This window comes from Pseudomonas sp. WMBT8 (assembly GCF_050916005.1).
Lineage (GTDB): Bacteria > Pseudomonadota > Gammaproteobacteria > Pseudomonadales > Pseudomonadaceae > Aquipseudomonas.
Genome location: NZ_CP188096.1, coordinates 5,533,161 through 5,549,360, shown reverse-complemented (window position 1 = coordinate 5,549,360; position 16,200 = coordinate 5,533,161). Strand labels below are relative to the sequence as shown.

General features: G+C 60.3%; 14 protein-coding genes, 1 tRNA gene and 1 pseudogene. 5 read left to right on the top strand and 11 right to left on the bottom strand.

What is annotated here, in order from left to right:
• Nucleotides 1–59: 59 nt before the first annotated feature.
• The 4 genes and pseudogenes from ACO77H_RS25365 (at nucleotide 60) to ACO77H_RS25350 (ending at nucleotide 2,482) form a co-directional block, all read left to right on the top strand.
• Entirely contained in the window at nucleotides 60–1,331 is a 1,272-nt protein-coding gene (locus tag ACO77H_RS25365; protein WP_169953769.1) for an aspartate aminotransferase family protein, read from the top strand.
• Nucleotides 1,332–1,563: 232 nt separating this feature from the next.
• Nucleotides 1,564–1,921: pseudogene (locus ACO77H_RS25360) on the top strand (type II toxin-antitoxin system RelE/ParE family toxin).
• A complete protein-coding gene (locus tag ACO77H_RS25355) occupies nucleotides 1,905–2,225 on the top strand; it encodes a helix-turn-helix domain-containing protein (RefSeq protein ID WP_170042213.1) in 321 nt (106 codons plus the stop codon). The pseudogene ACO77H_RS25360 and the gene ACO77H_RS25355 overlap by 17 nt, the downstream one beginning before the upstream one ends.
• A 98-nt stretch (nucleotides 2,226–2,323) precedes the next feature.
• The gene (locus ACO77H_RS25350) at nucleotides 2,324–2,482 is read left to right on the top strand and encodes a YqaE/Pmp3 family membrane protein (RefSeq protein ID WP_010207008.1); all 159 of its coding nucleotides are present in this window, start codon (nucleotides 2,324–2,326) and stop codon (nucleotides 2,480–2,482) included.
• A 5-nt stretch (nucleotides 2,483–2,487) separates the two neighbouring features.
• Here ACO77H_RS25350 and pqqE read toward each other — a convergent pair whose 3' ends face one another.
• From pqqE to ACO77H_RS25305, 9 genes are all read right to left on the bottom strand, one after another.
• Nucleotides 2,488–3,618 carry a pyrroloquinoline quinone biosynthesis protein PqqE gene (pqqE, locus tag ACO77H_RS25345; RefSeq protein WP_178121186.1) on the bottom strand — a complete coding sequence of 377 codons (1,131 nt, stop codon included), beginning with the start codon at nucleotides 3,616–3,618 and terminating at the stop codon, nucleotides 2,488–2,490.
• On the bottom strand, nucleotides 3,611–3,886 hold the full coding sequence (pqqD, locus tag ACO77H_RS25340) for a pyrroloquinoline quinone biosynthesis peptide chaperone PqqD (protein WP_032858571.1): 276 nt from the start codon (nucleotides 3,884–3,886) through the stop codon (nucleotides 3,611–3,613). Before pqqD ends, pqqE begins: the two co-directional genes overlap by 8 nt.
• Nucleotides 3,883–4,635, bottom strand: a complete 753-nt coding sequence (gene pqqC, locus ACO77H_RS25335; protein ID WP_170057637.1) for a pyrroloquinoline-quinone synthase PqqC — start codon at nucleotides 4,633–4,635, stop codon at nucleotides 3,883–3,885. The genes pqqD and pqqC overlap by 4 nt, the downstream gene beginning before the upstream one ends.
• A 10-nt stretch (nucleotides 4,636–4,645) precedes the next feature.
• Nucleotides 4,646–5,557 carry a pyrroloquinoline quinone biosynthesis protein PqqB gene (gene pqqB / locus ACO77H_RS25330; RefSeq protein ID WP_169953780.1) on the bottom strand — a complete coding sequence of 304 codons (912 nt, stop codon included), beginning with the start codon at nucleotides 5,555–5,557 and terminating at the stop codon, nucleotides 4,646–4,648.
• Between the two features lie 75 nt (nucleotides 5,558–5,632).
• Nucleotides 5,633–5,707, bottom strand: coding sequence for a pyrroloquinoline quinone precursor peptide PqqA (pqqA, locus tag ACO77H_RS25325; RefSeq protein ID WP_003194766.1), 75 nt, complete (start codon nucleotides 5,705–5,707; stop codon nucleotides 5,633–5,635).
• A 163-nt stretch (nucleotides 5,708–5,870) separates the two neighbouring features.
• Entirely contained in the window at nucleotides 5,871–8,258 is a 2,388-nt protein-coding gene (pqqF, locus tag ACO77H_RS25320) for a pyrroloquinoline quinone biosynthesis protein PqqF (protein ID WP_432754703.1), read from the bottom strand.
• A 50-nt stretch (nucleotides 8,259–8,308) separates the two neighbouring features.
• Entirely contained in the window at nucleotides 8,309–9,103 is a 795-nt protein-coding gene (locus ACO77H_RS25315) for a carbon-nitrogen hydrolase family protein (RefSeq protein WP_172313560.1), read from the bottom strand.
• An 11-nt stretch (nucleotides 9,104–9,114) separates the two neighbouring features.
• Entirely contained in the window at nucleotides 9,115–10,806 is a 1,692-nt protein-coding gene (locus ACO77H_RS25310) for a flavin monoamine oxidase family protein (RefSeq protein WP_169953786.1), read from the bottom strand.
• Nucleotides 10,807–10,952: 146 nt separating this feature from the next.
• The gene (locus tag ACO77H_RS25305; protein WP_169901683.1) at nucleotides 10,953–11,447 is read right to left on the bottom strand and encodes an Lrp/AsnC family transcriptional regulator; all 495 of its coding nucleotides are present in this window, start codon (nucleotides 11,445–11,447) and stop codon (nucleotides 10,953–10,955) included.
• A 258-nt stretch (nucleotides 11,448–11,705) separates the two neighbouring features.
• Between ACO77H_RS25305 and ACO77H_RS25300 the strand changes: the two genes are divergently transcribed.
• A complete protein-coding gene (locus ACO77H_RS25300; RefSeq protein WP_169953788.1) occupies nucleotides 11,706–12,155 on the top strand; it encodes a hypothetical protein in 450 nt (149 codons plus the stop codon).
• 131 nt (nucleotides 12,156–12,286) lie between these two features.
• On the opposite strand, the gene ACO77H_RS25295 is transcribed toward ACO77H_RS25300, so the two are convergent.
• Both ACO77H_RS25295 and ACO77H_RS25290 read right to left on the bottom strand, forming a co-directional pair.
• Nucleotides 12,287–12,363, bottom strand: a tRNA-Ile gene (locus tag ACO77H_RS25295).
• Between the two features lie 15 nt (nucleotides 12,364–12,378).
• Entirely contained in the window at nucleotides 12,379–16,122 is a 3,744-nt protein-coding gene (locus tag ACO77H_RS25290) for a bifunctional diguanylate cyclase/phosphodiesterase (RefSeq protein WP_170057644.1), read from the bottom strand.
• Nucleotides 16,123–16,200 lie beyond the last annotated feature (78 nt).

Here is a 16,200-nt window from a genome sequence, read left to right as displayed (position 1 = left end):
AACGACGTGACGGGCTTGCGCCAATCCAGGGTTGCCAACAACCTGCGGGGTGTGCAGGCATGAACCTGTTCAACCTGCGACGCCCGGCACCGAGCCTGGATGATCTGTTACTGGACGCGAAAACCCCGATGCTGCGTGATGAGCTTTCCAGCCAATCACTGATGCCCACCGTGGCCCGTCCGCCACAGGTTTTCGTACGCGGCCAGGGATCCTGGCTATGGGACAGTGAAGACCGTGCCTACCTGGACTTTACCCAAGGCGGTGCTGCCAACAGCCTTGGCCACAGCCCTTCGGTATTGGTGCGCGCGTTGGCCGACCAGGCGCAGGCGCTGATCAACCCTGGCAGCGGCCTGCACAACCGCAGCCAACTGAACCTAGTGGACCGCCTGTGCCACAGCACCGGCAGCGACCAGGCCTACCTGCTCAACAGCGGTGCGGAAGCCTGCGAGGCGGCCATCAAGTTGGCGCGCAAATGGGGCCAACTGCATCGCAGTGGCGCCTATCGCATCATCACTGCCAGCAACGCTTGTCATGGTCGCAGCCTGTCTACACTGGCGGCCTCTGGCGACAATCGTTTCGAGCCGCAACTGCCGGGCTTCTGCCACGTACCGTTCAACGACCTGCCAGCCCTGCATGCCGCAGTCGATGCGCACACTGTGGCGATCATGCTGGAGCCGATCCAGAGCGACGCCGGCGTCATTCCGGCCACCGAGCATTACCTCAAGGGCGTGGAGCGGCTGTGCCGGGAGCTGGGCATCCTGCTGATCCTCGACGAAGTGCAGACCGGCATGGGCCGTTGCGCCACCTTGCTGGCCGAACAACACTACGGCGTGCGCGCCGATATCGTCACCCTGGGCAAAGGCCTGGGCGGCGGAGTGCCATTGGCGGCGCTGCTGGCTCGCGGCAAGGCCTGCTGCTTTGAGCTGGGCGAGCTGGAAGGTACCCATCACGGCAATGCCCTGATGGCCGCTGCCGGCGTCGCCGTGCTCGATAGCGTGCTGGGTCACGGCTTCCTCGAACACGTGCGTGATACCGGCCAATACCTGGGCGAAGGCCTGGCGCGCCTTGCCCACCGCTATGGCCAGGGCGAACTGCGGGGCCAGGGCCTTTTGTTGGGCCTGGGCTTGTCAGATGATTCGGCAGATGCGGTGGTAAAGGCGGCACTGTATGAAGGTCTTATCCTCAATGCTCCCCAACCCGACTGCCTGCGCTTTACCCCGGCGCTGACGGTGAGCAAGAGCAATATTGACGAAATGCTGCTGCGTCTGGCCCGCGCTTTTTCCCGTGTGCATACCACCCAACTGCAGTGCCGCAAGGGCATTGCTGTTTAACCTTTATTCCTGAACCGTCTCGCGTTATACGCGGCGCCTCCAGCCTGATTTTTTTGGTTGGGGGCGTTTTTTTGTGTGTGATTTTTGGATTGAAAAGGAGGCTTGAGCCTCATCGAAATAAATGGCTTTTTAGCGGGCACCGGCAGGGAGTGCCGGTAGGGCGCAAGGATTTTTGTATGCGCTCTTTCTGGTCTGTACCACTGGGTGGTATGTTTATGAGGAATGGATGCCTATGAAACTCAGGCTGTTCAAAAGCCGACATTTTGCTGAGGCTGCCCGCAAAGCCTGGATCGGTGATATGGAATTGGGCGAGGCATTTGGCCAAATGCTCAGGGGGCAGGCGGATAATTTGGGCGGTGGAGTTTGGAAGAAACGCCTCAATCACAACCGTCATCGTCCTGGCGAAGGGCAGGCATTACTGGGTTTATCAGTTTCTGTTCGCCAAACAAGACCAGAGCAATATCAGCCTCAAAGAATTGGCTGGGTTTAGGGCATTGGCAAAGGCCTATGAGGGCTTAAACGAAATACAGATCCAGCAGTTACTGGATCTCAGGGAGTTTGTGGAGAAACATCATGAGCAAAAAATATGAAAGTGAAGCACTGGAGTCCATCCACCAATCGGCCAGCGCGCTGCATTCGATCGGCGCCATCAGCAAGACCACCCTTCGTGAGTTCGATGAGATGTGCATTGCGCCTGTGCCGGCGCAGATACCTGCCGACCAGATCAAGCAACTGCGCGAGCGCAGTCATGTCAGCCAACCGGTGTTCGCCCGTTACCTGAACACCAGTGCGTCGACAATCAAGCAATGGGAATCCGGCGAGAAGCAGCCCAGCGGCATGGCGCTCAAGTTGCTGAGCATCGTGCAAAAGCACGGGTTGGAGATCCTCGCCTGAGGAGGATGGCCCGGTGCCAGATTCCACTGAACCCTCACGCGCGGCCAGGGTCGATTAGCTGTACGGCTCACACGAGCCGATTTTTCGGAGCTGAACCCATGGATATCATTCGTATCATCATCGCCATCCTGTTGCCGCCATTGGGTGTGTTCCTGCAAGTGGGCTTCGCCGGCGCGTTCTGGCTGAATATCCTGCTGACCTTGTGCGGTTACTTCCCGGGCATCATTCACGCGGTATACATCATCGCCAAGCGCTGAAACCTTCAGCCTTTTGCGATCAGCCGGGAGTTTCGCTCATTGCGAAAAGCCAGTTGCTCGATAGTCTGCGTGGCGTGCTCGGCTTCGAGCCGGGCATTGAGGATGATCCCGTGATCGGCGGATTTGCTGCACACCGGGTCGGCGTTGCTGGCGTCGCCAGTCAGCATGAAAGCCTGGCAGCGGCAGCCGCCGAAGTCCTTTTCCTTCTCGTCGCACGAGCGGCACGGCTCGGGCATCCAGTCGTAGCCGCGAAAGCGGTTGAAACCAAACGAGTCGTACCAGATGTGCTGCATGCTGTGGTCGCGCACATTGGGAAACTGCACCGGCATCTGTCGGGCGCCATGACAAGGTAGGGCGGTGCCGTCTGGTGTAACTGTCAGAAAGATACTGCCCCAGCCATTCATGCAGGCCTTCGGGCGTTCTTCGTAGTAGTCCGGTGTGACAAAGATCAGCTTGCAGGGGTGACCTTCGGCTTGCAGCTTGGCGCGGTATTCGTTGGTGATGCGTTCGGCGCGGGTCAGTTGTGCCTGGGTCGGTAGCAAGCCGACGCGGTTAAGCTGGGCCCAGCCGTAGAACTGGCAGGTGGCGAGCTCGACAAAGTCCGCCTCAAGGGCAATACACAGTTCGATGATGCGGTCGATCTTGTCGATATTGTGTCGATGAGTGACGAAGTTCAGCACCATCGGATAACCATGAGCTTTGACCGCCCGGGCCATTTCCAGCTTCTGTGCGAAGGCCTTTTTGGAGCCGGCCAGCAGGTTGTTCACCTGCTCGTCGCTGGCCTGGAAACTGATCTGGATATGGTCCAGGCCAGCCTTTTTGAAGTCGCTGATCTTCTGCTCGGTCAGGCCGATGCCGGAGGTGATCAGGTTGGTATAGAACCCCAGCTTGCGGGCTTCGCCGATCAGTTCGGCAAGATCCTGGCGCACCAGCGGCTCACCGCCGGAAAACCCCAGCTGTGCCGCACCCATCTCCCGGGCCTCGCGAAACACCTTGATCCACTGTTCGGTGCTCAACTCCTTACCCTGCTCGGCGAAGTCCAGCGGGTTGGAGCAATACGGGCACTGCAGCGGGCAGCGATAGGTCAGCTCGGCGAGCAACCATAGCGGCAGGCCAATCTCGGGCTTTTCAGGCAAGTTCGATCCAGTGCTCTGCACGTGCGACCTCCATGAATTGCTCGATGTCTTCACCGAGTTCGGGCACGCCGGGGAATTGCTGCTCCAGCTCGCCAATGATCGCTGCCACGCTGCGCTCACCGTCGATCAAGCCACCAATCAACGCAGCACTGTCGTTGAGCTTGATCATGCCTTCGGGGTACAGCAACACATGGCCTTTCTGCGCCGGCTCGTACTGGTAGCGATAGCCCTGGCGCCACGTCGGCTTTTTGCTGCGGTCAAAACTCATAGGGTGATCCCTTTATGCCAGACCCGCTGCGCGGTCACGCTGTGATAAGGCGGGCGGTTCAGTTCGTAGGCCATGCTCATGGCATCGAGCATGCTCCAAAGGATGTCCAGTTTGAACTGGAGAATCTCCAGCATCCGCTCCTGGCCGGCGCGGGTGGTGTAGTGCGCAAGCGTGATCGCCAGCCCCTGCTCTACATCACGTCGGGCCTGGCCCAGGCGGGTGCGGAAATACTCGTAGCCGGCAGGGTCGATCCATGGGTAATGCTGGGGCCAGCTGTCGAGGCGCGACTGGTGGATCTGCGGGGCGAACAGCTCGGTCAGCGAGCTGCTGGCGGCTTCCTGCCAACTGGCCCGGCGGGCGAAATTGACGTAGGCATCGACGGCAAACCGCACGCCGGGCAGCACCAGTTCCTGGGAGCGCAGTTGATCCGGGTCCAGGCCCACGGCCTGGCCCAGGCGCAGCCAGGCTTCGATACCGCCGTCTTCGCCGGGGGCGCCATCATGGTCGAGCAGGCGCTGGATCCATTCGCGGCGGATTTCCCGGTCCGGGCAGTTGGCCAGGATCGCGGCGTCTTTCAGCGGAATGTTCACCTGGTAGTAGAACCGGTTGGCGACCCAGCCCTGAATCTGCTCGCGGGTGGCCCGGCCTTCATACATCGCCACATGGTAGGGGTGATGGATATGGTAGAAGGCGCCCTTGGCCCGCAAGGCCTGTTCAAAGTCGGCGGGGTTCAGCGGTGTATCGGTCATTGGGGCTCTCCTACAGTTCAATGCTCATGCCGTCGTAGGCTACTTCTACATTGCGCCGCGCCAACTCGGCTCGCTCGGCAGAGTCTTCGTCGAGGATCGGGTTGGTGTTGTTGATGTGGATAAGCACCTTGCGCTGCTTGGGCAGTTGCTCCAGTACCTCCAGCATGCCGCCGGGGCCGTTTTGTGCCAGGTGGCCCATTTCGCGGCCGGTGCGGGTGCCGACACCACGGCGCTGCATTTCATCGTCATCCCACATCGTGCCATCCACCAACAGGCAGTCGCTGCCGGCCATGATCTCCAAGAGCGGCGCGTCTACCTTGCCCAGGCCGGGGGCGTAGAACAGTTTGCCGCCGGTGCGCAGGTCTTCGACGATCAGGCCGATATTGTCACCGGGGTGCGGGTCGAACCGATGGGGCGAGTAGGGCGGCGCGGCACTGCGCAGAGGCAGCGGGGTGAAGCGCAGGTTGGGGCAGGCGGGAATAGTGAAGCTGGCATCCAGCTCGATGCGCTGCCAATCGAGGCCGCCATTCCAGTGAGTCAACATGGTGAACAGCGGGAATCCGGTGCTCAGGTCTTCGTGGACCATGTCGGTGCACCACACCTGGTGCGGGCAGCCTTCGCGCAAGCTGAGCAGGCCGGTGGTGTGGTCGATCTGGCTGTCCATCAAGATGATTGCGCTGATCCCGGTATCGCGCAGTGCTCGGCCCGGTTGCATCGGCGCAAAACCTTGCAGTTGCGCGCGGATATCCGGCGAGGCGTTGCATAACACCCAGTTCACGCCATCGTCGGACAGGGCGATGGACGATTGGGTTCGTGCCTGGGCCCGCAGGCTGCCATCGCGAAAGCCGGCGCAGTTCACGCAGTTGCAGTTCCACTGCGGGAAACCGCCACCGGCCGCCGAACCTAGAATCTGGACAAACATCGCCGCTCCTTCACACAAGACTCAAAATAAAAACGCCCCGGCGAGCCGAGGCGTTGCATTGCAATACAAAAGCACTCAGCGGCTGGCGAAGTACATGGTGACTTCAAAACCGATACGCAGATCAGTGTAAGCAGGTTTGGACCAGGTCATATTCATACTCCTACGAAGGGATGGGACGTTTACTACCAAGTAATACATATAGTCCACCTCCAAGCGGAGATGTTCAGATGCGTGGCGGAATATTACTCATTTCTCGTCAAGCTAGCGCTGTCTTGGTGGAAAAAGCCTGTTGCAGCATCGGCAACGATCAGAATCATATCTGCCAGTCATCGCTCACCGCCGCACCATTGGCCAGGCAGTGCCAGCCGCCGGCGGCTTGCTCGAGTCGCTGCGCCGCATCCACCAGGTTCTGCCGGTTGCGCGCCTGGATCATCTGTTGCAGTTGCTCAAGATAGTCCGCGCCACGCCCCGCCAAATGCGCCTGCCAGAGCAACTCCGCGGCTTGGGCGGTGGGCAGTGTTTGTGGCGAGAACTGCTGGGCCAGGGTGGTGTTGCCCAAGTCGTTACTCCCACCGATCAACGCTGGCAGTTGCTTGAGAAAGGCCTGGATGTGCTCGAGCAGGCCCGCAAGCGCGACATTGGGTGATTGCACGCCCAACAGCAGGCCGGTTTGCCCATTGAACTGTCGGATGCCACTGAATACCGCGTAGCCCACTTGCAACTCGACACGTAGGCGTTGGTAAAACGGGGTTTGCGCCAGGTGAGCGAGCAACCGCCAGTCGGCCTCGTCGGCGAGGGACTGGCTGGGTGTCGGGCAAAACAGCAGCAAGGCGGCTTCGTCGCCATCGGTTGCGACGGTGTGCCAGCGATGCGGGCCGTTGATGGGCTGGGCTTTGTGCTCACTGTCGGCACAGTGCCCGGGGAGGCGTGCCGCCGCATTGTTGATGGCCATTTCGCATGCAGCCGGCAGGCCCATGCCCAGGCCTTGCCAGCGGGCGGTGGCCCAACGGTCAGGTGGCGCGGTGACGTCAGCGATGTCGGCAAAGCAGGCCGGCAATGCCTTGAGCAGCTCGCGAATGGCCATCTGCGGCGCCGGCCTGGCGAGTGCGTCCTGCCAAAGGTCGGCGTCAGGCTGGGTCAGGTCGCGTGCCAGTTGCTCGACGATAGCGGGCATGGGTTCATGCAGCCCGCTCATTTTCAGCAGCCAGGCATTGCCTACGGCTTCCCAGGACACTTGCACCCCGGCCTGACGGGCGTTGGTTTGCAGTGTTTGCAGGCTGTTGCCCAAGCCATGTGCGGGCGAATCCAGTTGCCAGCGCAGGTAGAGGGCGCCTTCGTCGCTATCGGCCGGCAATGCTTGGCTGAACGACAGGCCTGGCAGCTCGCGCCGGCCACGGGAGCGATCCTGGGCGAAGGTGCGCAAGCCCCGATGGGCGCTGGTCTGCCCGCGAATCAGCCCGGGGCGGTGTTCCTGGGGTGACCGTTGCAGGAATGGGTTGCCTGGCGGGAGCTGCCAGGCCTGTTGCGCGGGCGACGGTTGCAGTGCAATCAGCATGGCCTTGAGGGCTTGGCAGTGCGGCTCGGACAACTGAGCTTGAAGGTTCTCACTGTCCTGACGGGCCAGGCCCAAGGCGCCACTGATTTGCTGTTGGCGGTCGATCAGCCGGGCATATTCTTCGCGCAGCGCAGCCCAGTCGCTGTGGGCGAAAAAGCTCAACCAGTCGTTCAATAGTGCTTCGATTGCCGGGACTTGTTGTGAACCCTTGGGCCCCAGGGTGAACTCGATATCCAGCAGCGCCTGCCCGGCGAACTGGTACGGCACCCTGGCGTGCAGCGCGCTTACCCAGCCACGGGTTTTCAACTCGGCCAGCAAACCACCAGGTGCCTGCGCATTCAGCCAGGTGCAGAGGAAGTCCAAGGCTTCGCGGGGCGCGTTGCAGGCGATGAGGTGGTGCAGATGCTGTTTATCCAGGTGTTGATAGCGCTGTTTATCGCTGTCCATCAACGCCGGCGGTGCCTGCTGCAGGCGCAGCGGGCCAGCGCGCAGGTGATCGCCAAAGTGCTGGGCCAAGGCTTGCAGCTCCTGAAGCGATTGCGGGCCGGCAAGGCTCAGGGTCATTTGCCCTGTGTGATAGAAGTCTTGATAAAACCCCAGCAAACCGTGTTGGAAGTCCTCGTGTGGCACCGGCAGGCTGTCGCGATTGCCCGCATGGAAACCCCGCAGTGGATGCGCGGCAGCGAGGCCTTCGAGGATCGCCACTTGATGCTGTGCCTCGGCATCCTGGGCCCAGGCGACAAACTCTGCCTGTAATACCTCACGCTCGCGCAGCTGATCATCCATCGCCAGGCGCGGGTGAGCGAGCATATCCACCAGACGCTGCAGCGCGTCGCCAAACACTGGGGTGGGCACTTCGAAGAAGAAGTCGGTGGTGCGTTCGCGGGTGCTGGCGTTGACCTGCCCACCGTGGCGTTGCACGTAGGCCATCAAACCGTCAGGCGTAGGAAAAGCCTCGGTGCCGAGAAACAGCAGGTGCTCCAGAAAGTGCGCCAGCCCCGGCCAGGCCAACGGCACATCATGGCTGCCGGCCGCTACCCGCAGGGCCGCGGCACAGCGCTTGAGACGTGGGGCGTGACGCAGGGAAACGCGCAGGCCATTGGCCAGGGTCAGTTGCAGGTGATGAGGGTGGGCCGGCACAGGCATGAGCACTTCCAGAACGTAGGAAGTGCCTATGCTAGCGCAAAGCGCAGTGGTCAGTGCTTGTGCAGCGCGGCATAAAGCTCGGGGCGTCGGTCTGCGAGGTAGTGATTGGCCGCTTGTGCGTCACGTATCAACTGATGGTCGAGGGTGGCGACGATCAACGCTTCATCCAGGCCGGCCTGGGCGACACGCTGGCCATTCGGCGCGGCGATGCTGCTTTGCCCGCAATACTGGATCTGGTCTTCATGCCCACAGTAGTTGGCGTAGGCCACATAGCACTGGTTTTCAAAGGCCCGTGCCCGCACGGTGACGTCCGCAACGAAGTCGAAGGGCACCATGTTGGCCGTCGGTACCAGGATCAACTCGGCACCGGCCAGGGCCAGGCGCCGGGTGTTTTCCGGGAACTCCAGGTCGTAACAGATGAGGAACCCCAGCTTCCAGCCGTTCAATTCGACGATAGGGAACTCGTCGCCGCCGGCGCTGAACATCGAGTGATCGAGGTCGCCGAACAGGTGCGTCTTGCGGTAGTTGCACCGGCGCTGGCCAGTGGCATCGATCAGTTGCACAGAGTTGTAGATCTGCCCGTCCTCGGCCCGCTCCGGGTAGCCATAAAGAATCGCCAGACCCGCATTGCGCGCCAGTTCGGCAATGGTTTGCGCTGCCGGTCCATCCTGCGTCTCGGCCAGCGCGCCCACCGCTTCCGCACCAATGTTGTAGCCGGTGAGGAACATTTCCGGCAGCACCAACAGGTCTGCATCGCCCGCTTCATGGGCGACGTGGTGCAGGCGCTTGAGATTGCCGGCTACATCCAGTGGCAATGGCGGGCATTGGTACAGGGCGACACGCATGGCTTGACTCCTTATTCGGCTAGGGCGATGGGGCCGATCTCATCGAACACATCCCCAGGCCCCGGGTTTTGCGGGTGGGTACTGCCACCGAAGTGGGTCATGATGCCCCAAACCGCGTTCAACGAGGTTTGCACTGCGCCTTCGACCCAGGCTGGGGTCCAGGATACGTCGTCGCCGGCGATGAAAATCCCGCGCTGCTCGGCCGGCATATCCTTTTGCATGAAGTGCGCGTACATGCGCTGGTTATAGCGATAGTGGCCCGGCAACGCGCCCTTGAAAGCACCGAGGAAATGCGGGTCGGCCTCCCAGGAAACGGTGATCGGGTCGCCAATGATGCGCGCCTTGATATCGACTTTCGGGTAGATCTTTTTCAGCGCATCGAGGGCCAGCTTGACCCGTTTATCAATGGGCTGCGGCAGCATTTTCAGGGCGTCGCTCATCCACGAGTAAGACAGGCAAATGACCCCCGGCTTGTCGTCGCCGTTGTCGAACAGGTAGGTGCCACGGGTCAAGCGGTCGGTGAGGGTCATGCTCATCAGATCGCGGCCGGTTTCCGGGTCTTTGTCCTTCCAGAAAGGCCGGTCGACCATGACGAAGGTTTTCGACGACTGCATATAGCGCGTGCGGTCCAGGGCCATCCACATTTTTTGCGAGAACAGGCTTTCGTCGCATTCGATCTGGGTGGTCAGCAGCCAGCTCTGGCAGGTGGTCAGCACGGCGGCGTATTCCCGGGTGTCGCCATAATTGTCGGTCACCGCGAAACGCCCGTCGGCGGCATGGGCAATGCGCTTGACCCCGGCCCGCGGCGCGCCGTGGTGCAGGGAACTGAGGCTGGTGCCGGCTGGCCAGTGGGCGCAACGCTCTGGCACATGGCGCCAGATCCCCATGGGCACCTGCGCCACGCCACCGACCACCAGGTGCTGGTGATCGTCGCAGTTGGTCATCACCACGCGGAAGATTTCCAGCATCGAGTTGGGGAAGTCCGAGTCCCAGCCACCGGTGCCAAAACCGACCTGACCGAACACTTCGCGGTGATGGAACGACAGCTTGGCGAACGCCTTGGAAGTGGCGACGAAATCGTAGAACGTGCGGTCGTCCCACAGCGGCACCAGGGTATTCCACAGCGCTTTGAGGCGTGGCACATCGCGGTCGCGGATGGCCTGCTGGATATCGCTGAACTGCGAACCGGCTTCCAATGCATCGGCCCAGGCGTCAGCCACTTCCTGGAACAGCGCAGGAAGGTCGGCGAGTTTCTGTGCGTAATGGGTCTGGCCTTCCAGGTCGATCACGGTGCTGCCGGAGGCCGGTGTCAACGGGTTGGGGAAGGGCTTGGTCTCCAGGCCCAACTTATCCACATAGTGGTAGAACGCCGTAGAGGACACCGGGAAACGCATGCCACCCAGTTCGGCGATGATGCCTTCGGCCCCTTCAAACGCCTGGGAACGCAGGCGCCCGCCCATTTTCGAGGCCTCGTACACCACCGGCTTGAGGCCCAGCTTCATCAGCTCGTAGGCGGCCACCAGCCCGGCGATACCCGCACCGACAATCGCCACTTCAGCGCCATGGTGGGCGGCAGGAATACTGCCCAAGCCAGCCGGGTGTTCGATCCAGTCATCGAAGGCGAACGGGAAGTCCGGGCCAAAGATGGTGATGGGTTTTTTACCGTCTGCAGGGTGGCGATTGTTCTTGTTAGTGGCGTTCATGGCTGACCTTGCTGGCAACTGCACGGGGCACGACCCGTGGAGTATAGGAAAAGATGGCAGCCATTCTAGGGAGCGTAGCGCTCGTTAATAAGACGCAAAGTGTCGTCGTTTTGGATTGTTTTTAGTCGAAGTGACGAAAATGGCGGTCAGATTGGCTGCCCACGATCCAATTTGTTGCTAAGGATGATCGAGGTGGTGGTCTTTTCTACCCCATCGACACTGCCGATCTGGTCCAGCAGTTGATCAAGTTGCTCCGGCGAATCGGTGCGCAGCCAGGCCACATAATCAAACTCACCACTGACCGCACACAACTGCTGGACCTGGGCCATGGCGCTGAGTCGACGCAGCACTTCCTTGCCAGAGCGCGGTTGCACCGTGATCCCCACATACGCCTGCAACCCACCATCCACCACACGCTGGCCAAGGCGCACGCCATAGCCGGTAATCACCTGGGTCTTTTCCAGGCGCGCCAGGCGCGAGGTCACCGTGGTGCGGGCAATCCCCAATTGCCGGGCGAGCATGGCCACGCTTTCACGGGCGTTGAGCTGCAAGGCGGCGATTAGTTGGCGGTCGATTTCATCGAGGAGGGGCGGGCGGGGGATGGACAAGTGCGGCTCCGATGCGGGTGGCGGTTGGGGCATGTTACAGGCTCGTATTTCACGGGGGGAGCATTCGTTAACGCGTTGGCCGACTGGATCAAAAAAGATCTTCGAGTCCTGCGCGTGCGCTACACCGGAAATTATTCAGCGGCGAGTGCACCAGGAATATTCAAAGTCGTAATTCCTGAGGGTTATGGAAAATATTCAAAATAGTTATTGCACCCTGTTAGTTTTCACAGTTGTTGGGGCGATAGGTGCATTTTAGACTCAAGTTTAAAAGTCTAATTGATGGAGTCCGTCATGAGTACTAAAGCATTGGTTGAGGTTTTTATTGATGGTCATAGGACTACACTGCTGGAGCCGAAGAATAGGGCAAACAATAATATTTTGAAGCCAGGTGTGATTGGTATTGTTCGCAATGTTGCTGACGGTCCGAATGGTGCGTTTATTGTGTGGAATGTTGATAGTCAGCCAGAAAGGTATCGAATAATTAATCCAGATGGAGTTGCCATCGACTGGGAATCGTTTTCAAAAAAACGACCTGGTGAAAATAAAATGTACATTAAGGATCTTTCTGAAGAAGAGAGATATCGCCATCAACCGTCAGAAAGCTATAGCTTAAGGTTTGCGTTTATTATTGATTTTCCTGGCGAAGTTGCCAGAGGGGCTTATATAGTTGATGACGTTATTTATAAGACTCGCTCCGACTTCGCAAAGTGGAGGGACGAATATGTTGGTGTGTCCCAGTAGTCAGGCCTCTCCATGGCTTGGCGGTATGTATGCCCTGCGCGCTGAATGTAGGCCCTGAGAGTTAGCGGCCAGCCTCTTGGATTTCCAGCCTCCAGAAACAAAAAAAGCCGCGCAGTGCGCGGCTTTCAATTTGGTGGGCCCAGTAGGACTCGAACCTACGACCAAGGGATTATGAGTCCCCTGCTCTAACCAACTGAGCTATAGGCCCTCAGTAGGTCGCGGATTATAACGATGGTTTCTCCACTGTGCTATCCGAAAAATCCGAATGGGTCATGTGAAGGAAGGTCGCGGCGAAGATGTCGGGAGGCAGGGGCAGGCTGACGATGTAGCCTTGCATTTGTTCGCAGCCTTCGTCGGCGAGGAAGGCTTGCTGGGCGGGGGTTTCCACGCCTTCGGCGATGATGGTGAATTGCATGCTGTGGCCCAGGGCGATGATGGCGCGCACGATGGCGGCGTCGTGGGGATCGTCCGGTAGGCCGCGGACGAAGGACTGGTCGATTTTCAGGAAGTCCAGGGGCAGGCGCTTGAGGTAGCTCAAGGATGAATAGCCCGTGCCGAAGTCGTCGATGGCCAGTTGTACGCCCAGGTGCTTGAGTTTATGCAGTACTTCCAGGGCTTCTTCGGCCTGGCTCATGATGAAGTTTTCGGTGATCTCCAGTTGCAGGCAGTCCGGTTCCAGGCGGTTGTCGCGCAGCAGTTGCTCGATGCGCCCCAACAGGTTGGGGTGGCGCAGTTGGGCCCCGGCGAGGTTGACGGAGAGGGGGCCGAAGTCGTCGTAGCACTTGCGCCACTGATGCAGTTGCCGGCAAGCCTGCTCCAGGACCCAGTCGCCGATTTGCAGGATCATGCCGTTCTCTTCGGCCAGGGCGATGAAGTGTTCGGGAGGTACGTCGCCAAAGGTGGGATGGCGCCAGCGGATCAGGGCTTCGGCGCCGATCAGTTGTTGGGTGTCCAGGCTCAGCTTTGGTTGGTAGTACAGAAACAGCTCATCGCGCTCTATGGCCCGGCGCAGTTCGTGTTCGAGGGCGACGCGCTCATTGGCCTGGGCGGTGAGGTCCTGGGTGTAGCGTTCAACCCGATTGCGGCCCTTGGCCTTGGAGCGGTACATGGCGGCATCGGCGTTTTTTACCAGGGTGGCGACGTCGATCCCATCCTGCGGATAGAAACTGGTGCCGATGCTGGCGCTGATAAAGAACTCGTGCTCGCCCGCCTGGAAGGGCAGGGTGAAGCAGGCCAGCAGTTTATTGGCCAGGTGCTGGGCGTCGCTGGCTTGTTGCAGGCCGGGCAGCAGGATGATGAATTCGTCACCGCCCAGGCGCGCTACGGTGTCGATATCGCGCAGTTGTTCCTTGAGGCGCACCGCGATGTCCTTGAGCAGCAGGTCGCCAATCGGGTGGCCAAGGCTGTCGTTGATGTGTTTGAAGCGGTCGAGGTCGAGAAACAGCACCGCGCCCTGGCTGCCGGTTTCCTGTTGGTTGTTGAGGGCGGTTTGCAGGCGATTTTCAAACAGCGTGCGGTTGGGCAGGCCGGTGAGCGGGTCGTGGTGCGCCTGGTAATCGAGCCGCGCCTGAGCATGCTTGAGGCTGGAGATGTCGGCAAATACTGCCACGAAGTGGGTGATTGACTGCTCGAGGTTGCGCACGGCGTTGATCGTCAGCCAACTGGGATACAGCTCGCCGTTCTTGCGCCGGTTGGAGATTTCGCCTTGCCAGTGGCCGTTGGCCGTCAGTTGATGCCACATGGCGGCGTAGAACGCGCTGTCGTGCAGGCCGGAAGCGAGCAGGCGCGGGGTATGGCCGAGGGCTTCGGCTTCGCTGTAGCCGGTGATTTCGCTGAAGGCGCGGTTGACCGCGCTGATGTTCTGCCGGGTATCGGTGATCAACACGCCTTCGGCAGTGCTTTCGAAAACCGTCGCGGCCTGTTGCAGTTTTTCCTGCATCAACTGACGTTCGGTAATGTCGCGGGCGATGGTCAGCATGCAGTCGTCATCCCCAATGGGCAGCGGGCGGCTGGATACCTCGCACAGGCGAATCTGGCCATCATTGCGCCGGATATGGCAGACGAAGTCGCGCACCAGGCCGTCGCGTTGTAGCAGGTCGAGCATGTGCTTGCGCTCGTTCAAGTCCACCCAGATGCCCAGGTCCAGGGTCGATTGGTCCAGGGACATCGCACTGTTGAAGCCGGTGATGCGGCTAAAGCCTTCATTGACCTCCAGCAGCAGGCCGTCGTGCTGGCGCGTCAGCAGTAAGCCGTCGGGCGAGGCGTGAAAGGCCTTGGCGAACTTTTCTTCGGAAGTCTGCAGCAGTTGCTGGGTTTCCTTCAGTTGGGTGATGTCCCGCACTACCACCACCAACGCTTCGGTCGCATCGAGCTGGAAGGGTTCGGCAGAGATCAGCCCGGTGAACGCCTGGCCATTGCTGCGCAGGAACGGCATCTCCAGGTTGCGGATGCTGGTGGTCTGCACCCGCTTGAGCAGGTTGGGGCCTACACCCTGGATGCCCCAGATGTTCAGCTCGGTGGCGGTTTTACCGACCACGTCTGCGGCGCTCAGGCCAATCTGGTCCTCGAATGCCTTGTTGACCTCCAGCAGGCAGCCATCGGACAGGCGGGCAATCACCAGTATGTCCGGACATTGCTGGAACACCGAGGCGAACTTCTCCTGCGAAAGCTGCAGCGCTTCCTCGGTGCGCTTGGCCTCGCTGATATCGATCATCAGGCCGCGCATGACCGGCTCATGCCCATGCTTGATCAGGCTGACAATGTCCCTGACCCACAAGCAACGGCCATCGGCGGTGATCACCCGGTAGTCAATGCTGTGGTCGCGGTTGGCGCGGGTTTCCCGCTGGCAGAAGCTGTCGGCACGGGTCAGGTCGGCAGGGTGGATGATGTTGCGCCAGAAGCCGGGGATCAGCCAGTGCGCCCGTGGATAGCCCAGCAGCTCCTCGGCATGGGGCGACACGTAGCTGTAGGTGAAATCGCTGATGTCTGCTTCCCAGGCGATGGCTGACAGGCTTTCCACCAATCCCCGGTAATGGTACTCGCTGCTGCGCAGCTCCTGTTCCAGGGCCACCCTGCGGGAAATTTCCGAGCTGAGCCGGCGATTGATCCGAATCACGATGGCCAGCACGGTACTCAACAGCAGCACGGCAGGTAGGCCGTAGAGCAGCAGATCGGTCCAGAAGGCTCGGTGATCGATGACATTGCCGACCCAGTGTTCCTGGATTTCGTTGATTTCGCTGGGGCTGAGGTCGGCGAGCACCTTGTCGAGGATGCCGATCAACATTTTGTTCTCGCGGGGTACGCCCATTGCCAGTTGGTAGCGATAAGGCGTTTCGCCACTAACGTACAAACCGTCGAGCTTAAGCTGGCGCAGGCTCCACACACTGGAGGCCAGGTCGCCGACGACGGCGTCCACCTCATCGGTGGCCAGGGCCTGCAAGGTCGAGCTGACGTTGGGCATCGCCACCAGGTTCAGGTCGGGGTGGTGGGTGCGCAGCAATTCGTGGGGGGCATAGTTCTCCACCACGGCGATCTTCAGTCCATACAGGTCCTTGAGGGAACGGGGCTGGGCGCCGCCTTCGTGGGCAAGAATGACGATGGGGAAGTCGAGGTAAGGCCTGGAAAATGCCAGGAAACCCTGGCGCTCCGGGGTGGACATGATGCCCGGTAACAGGTCGAGCTGATTGTTCTTGGCCTGCTCCAGCAGTGCGCTCCAGTTGGCAGGCTCGATCAACCTGACCTTGATGCCCAGGCGCTCCTGGATCAGTCGTACATAGTCAGCGGCCAGGCCCTGATAGCGGCCTTCTTCGTCGCGATATTCAAATGGCGGCCACGATGCGTCAACGCCCAGGCGCAACTCCGGGTGGTCCGCCAACCAGCCATGCTCTTCATCAGTGAGAGTCAACGCGCCAGCCGTTGCGGTCCAGGTCAGCAGCGACAGCAGTAGCACGGTCGGCAGTCTGGGCATAACGGTCTCGTTATGGCACGGGGAATATTTCGAGTGTAGACGGGCATTGCGGGGGGAGGTAAAGCGGGGAGGATTTAA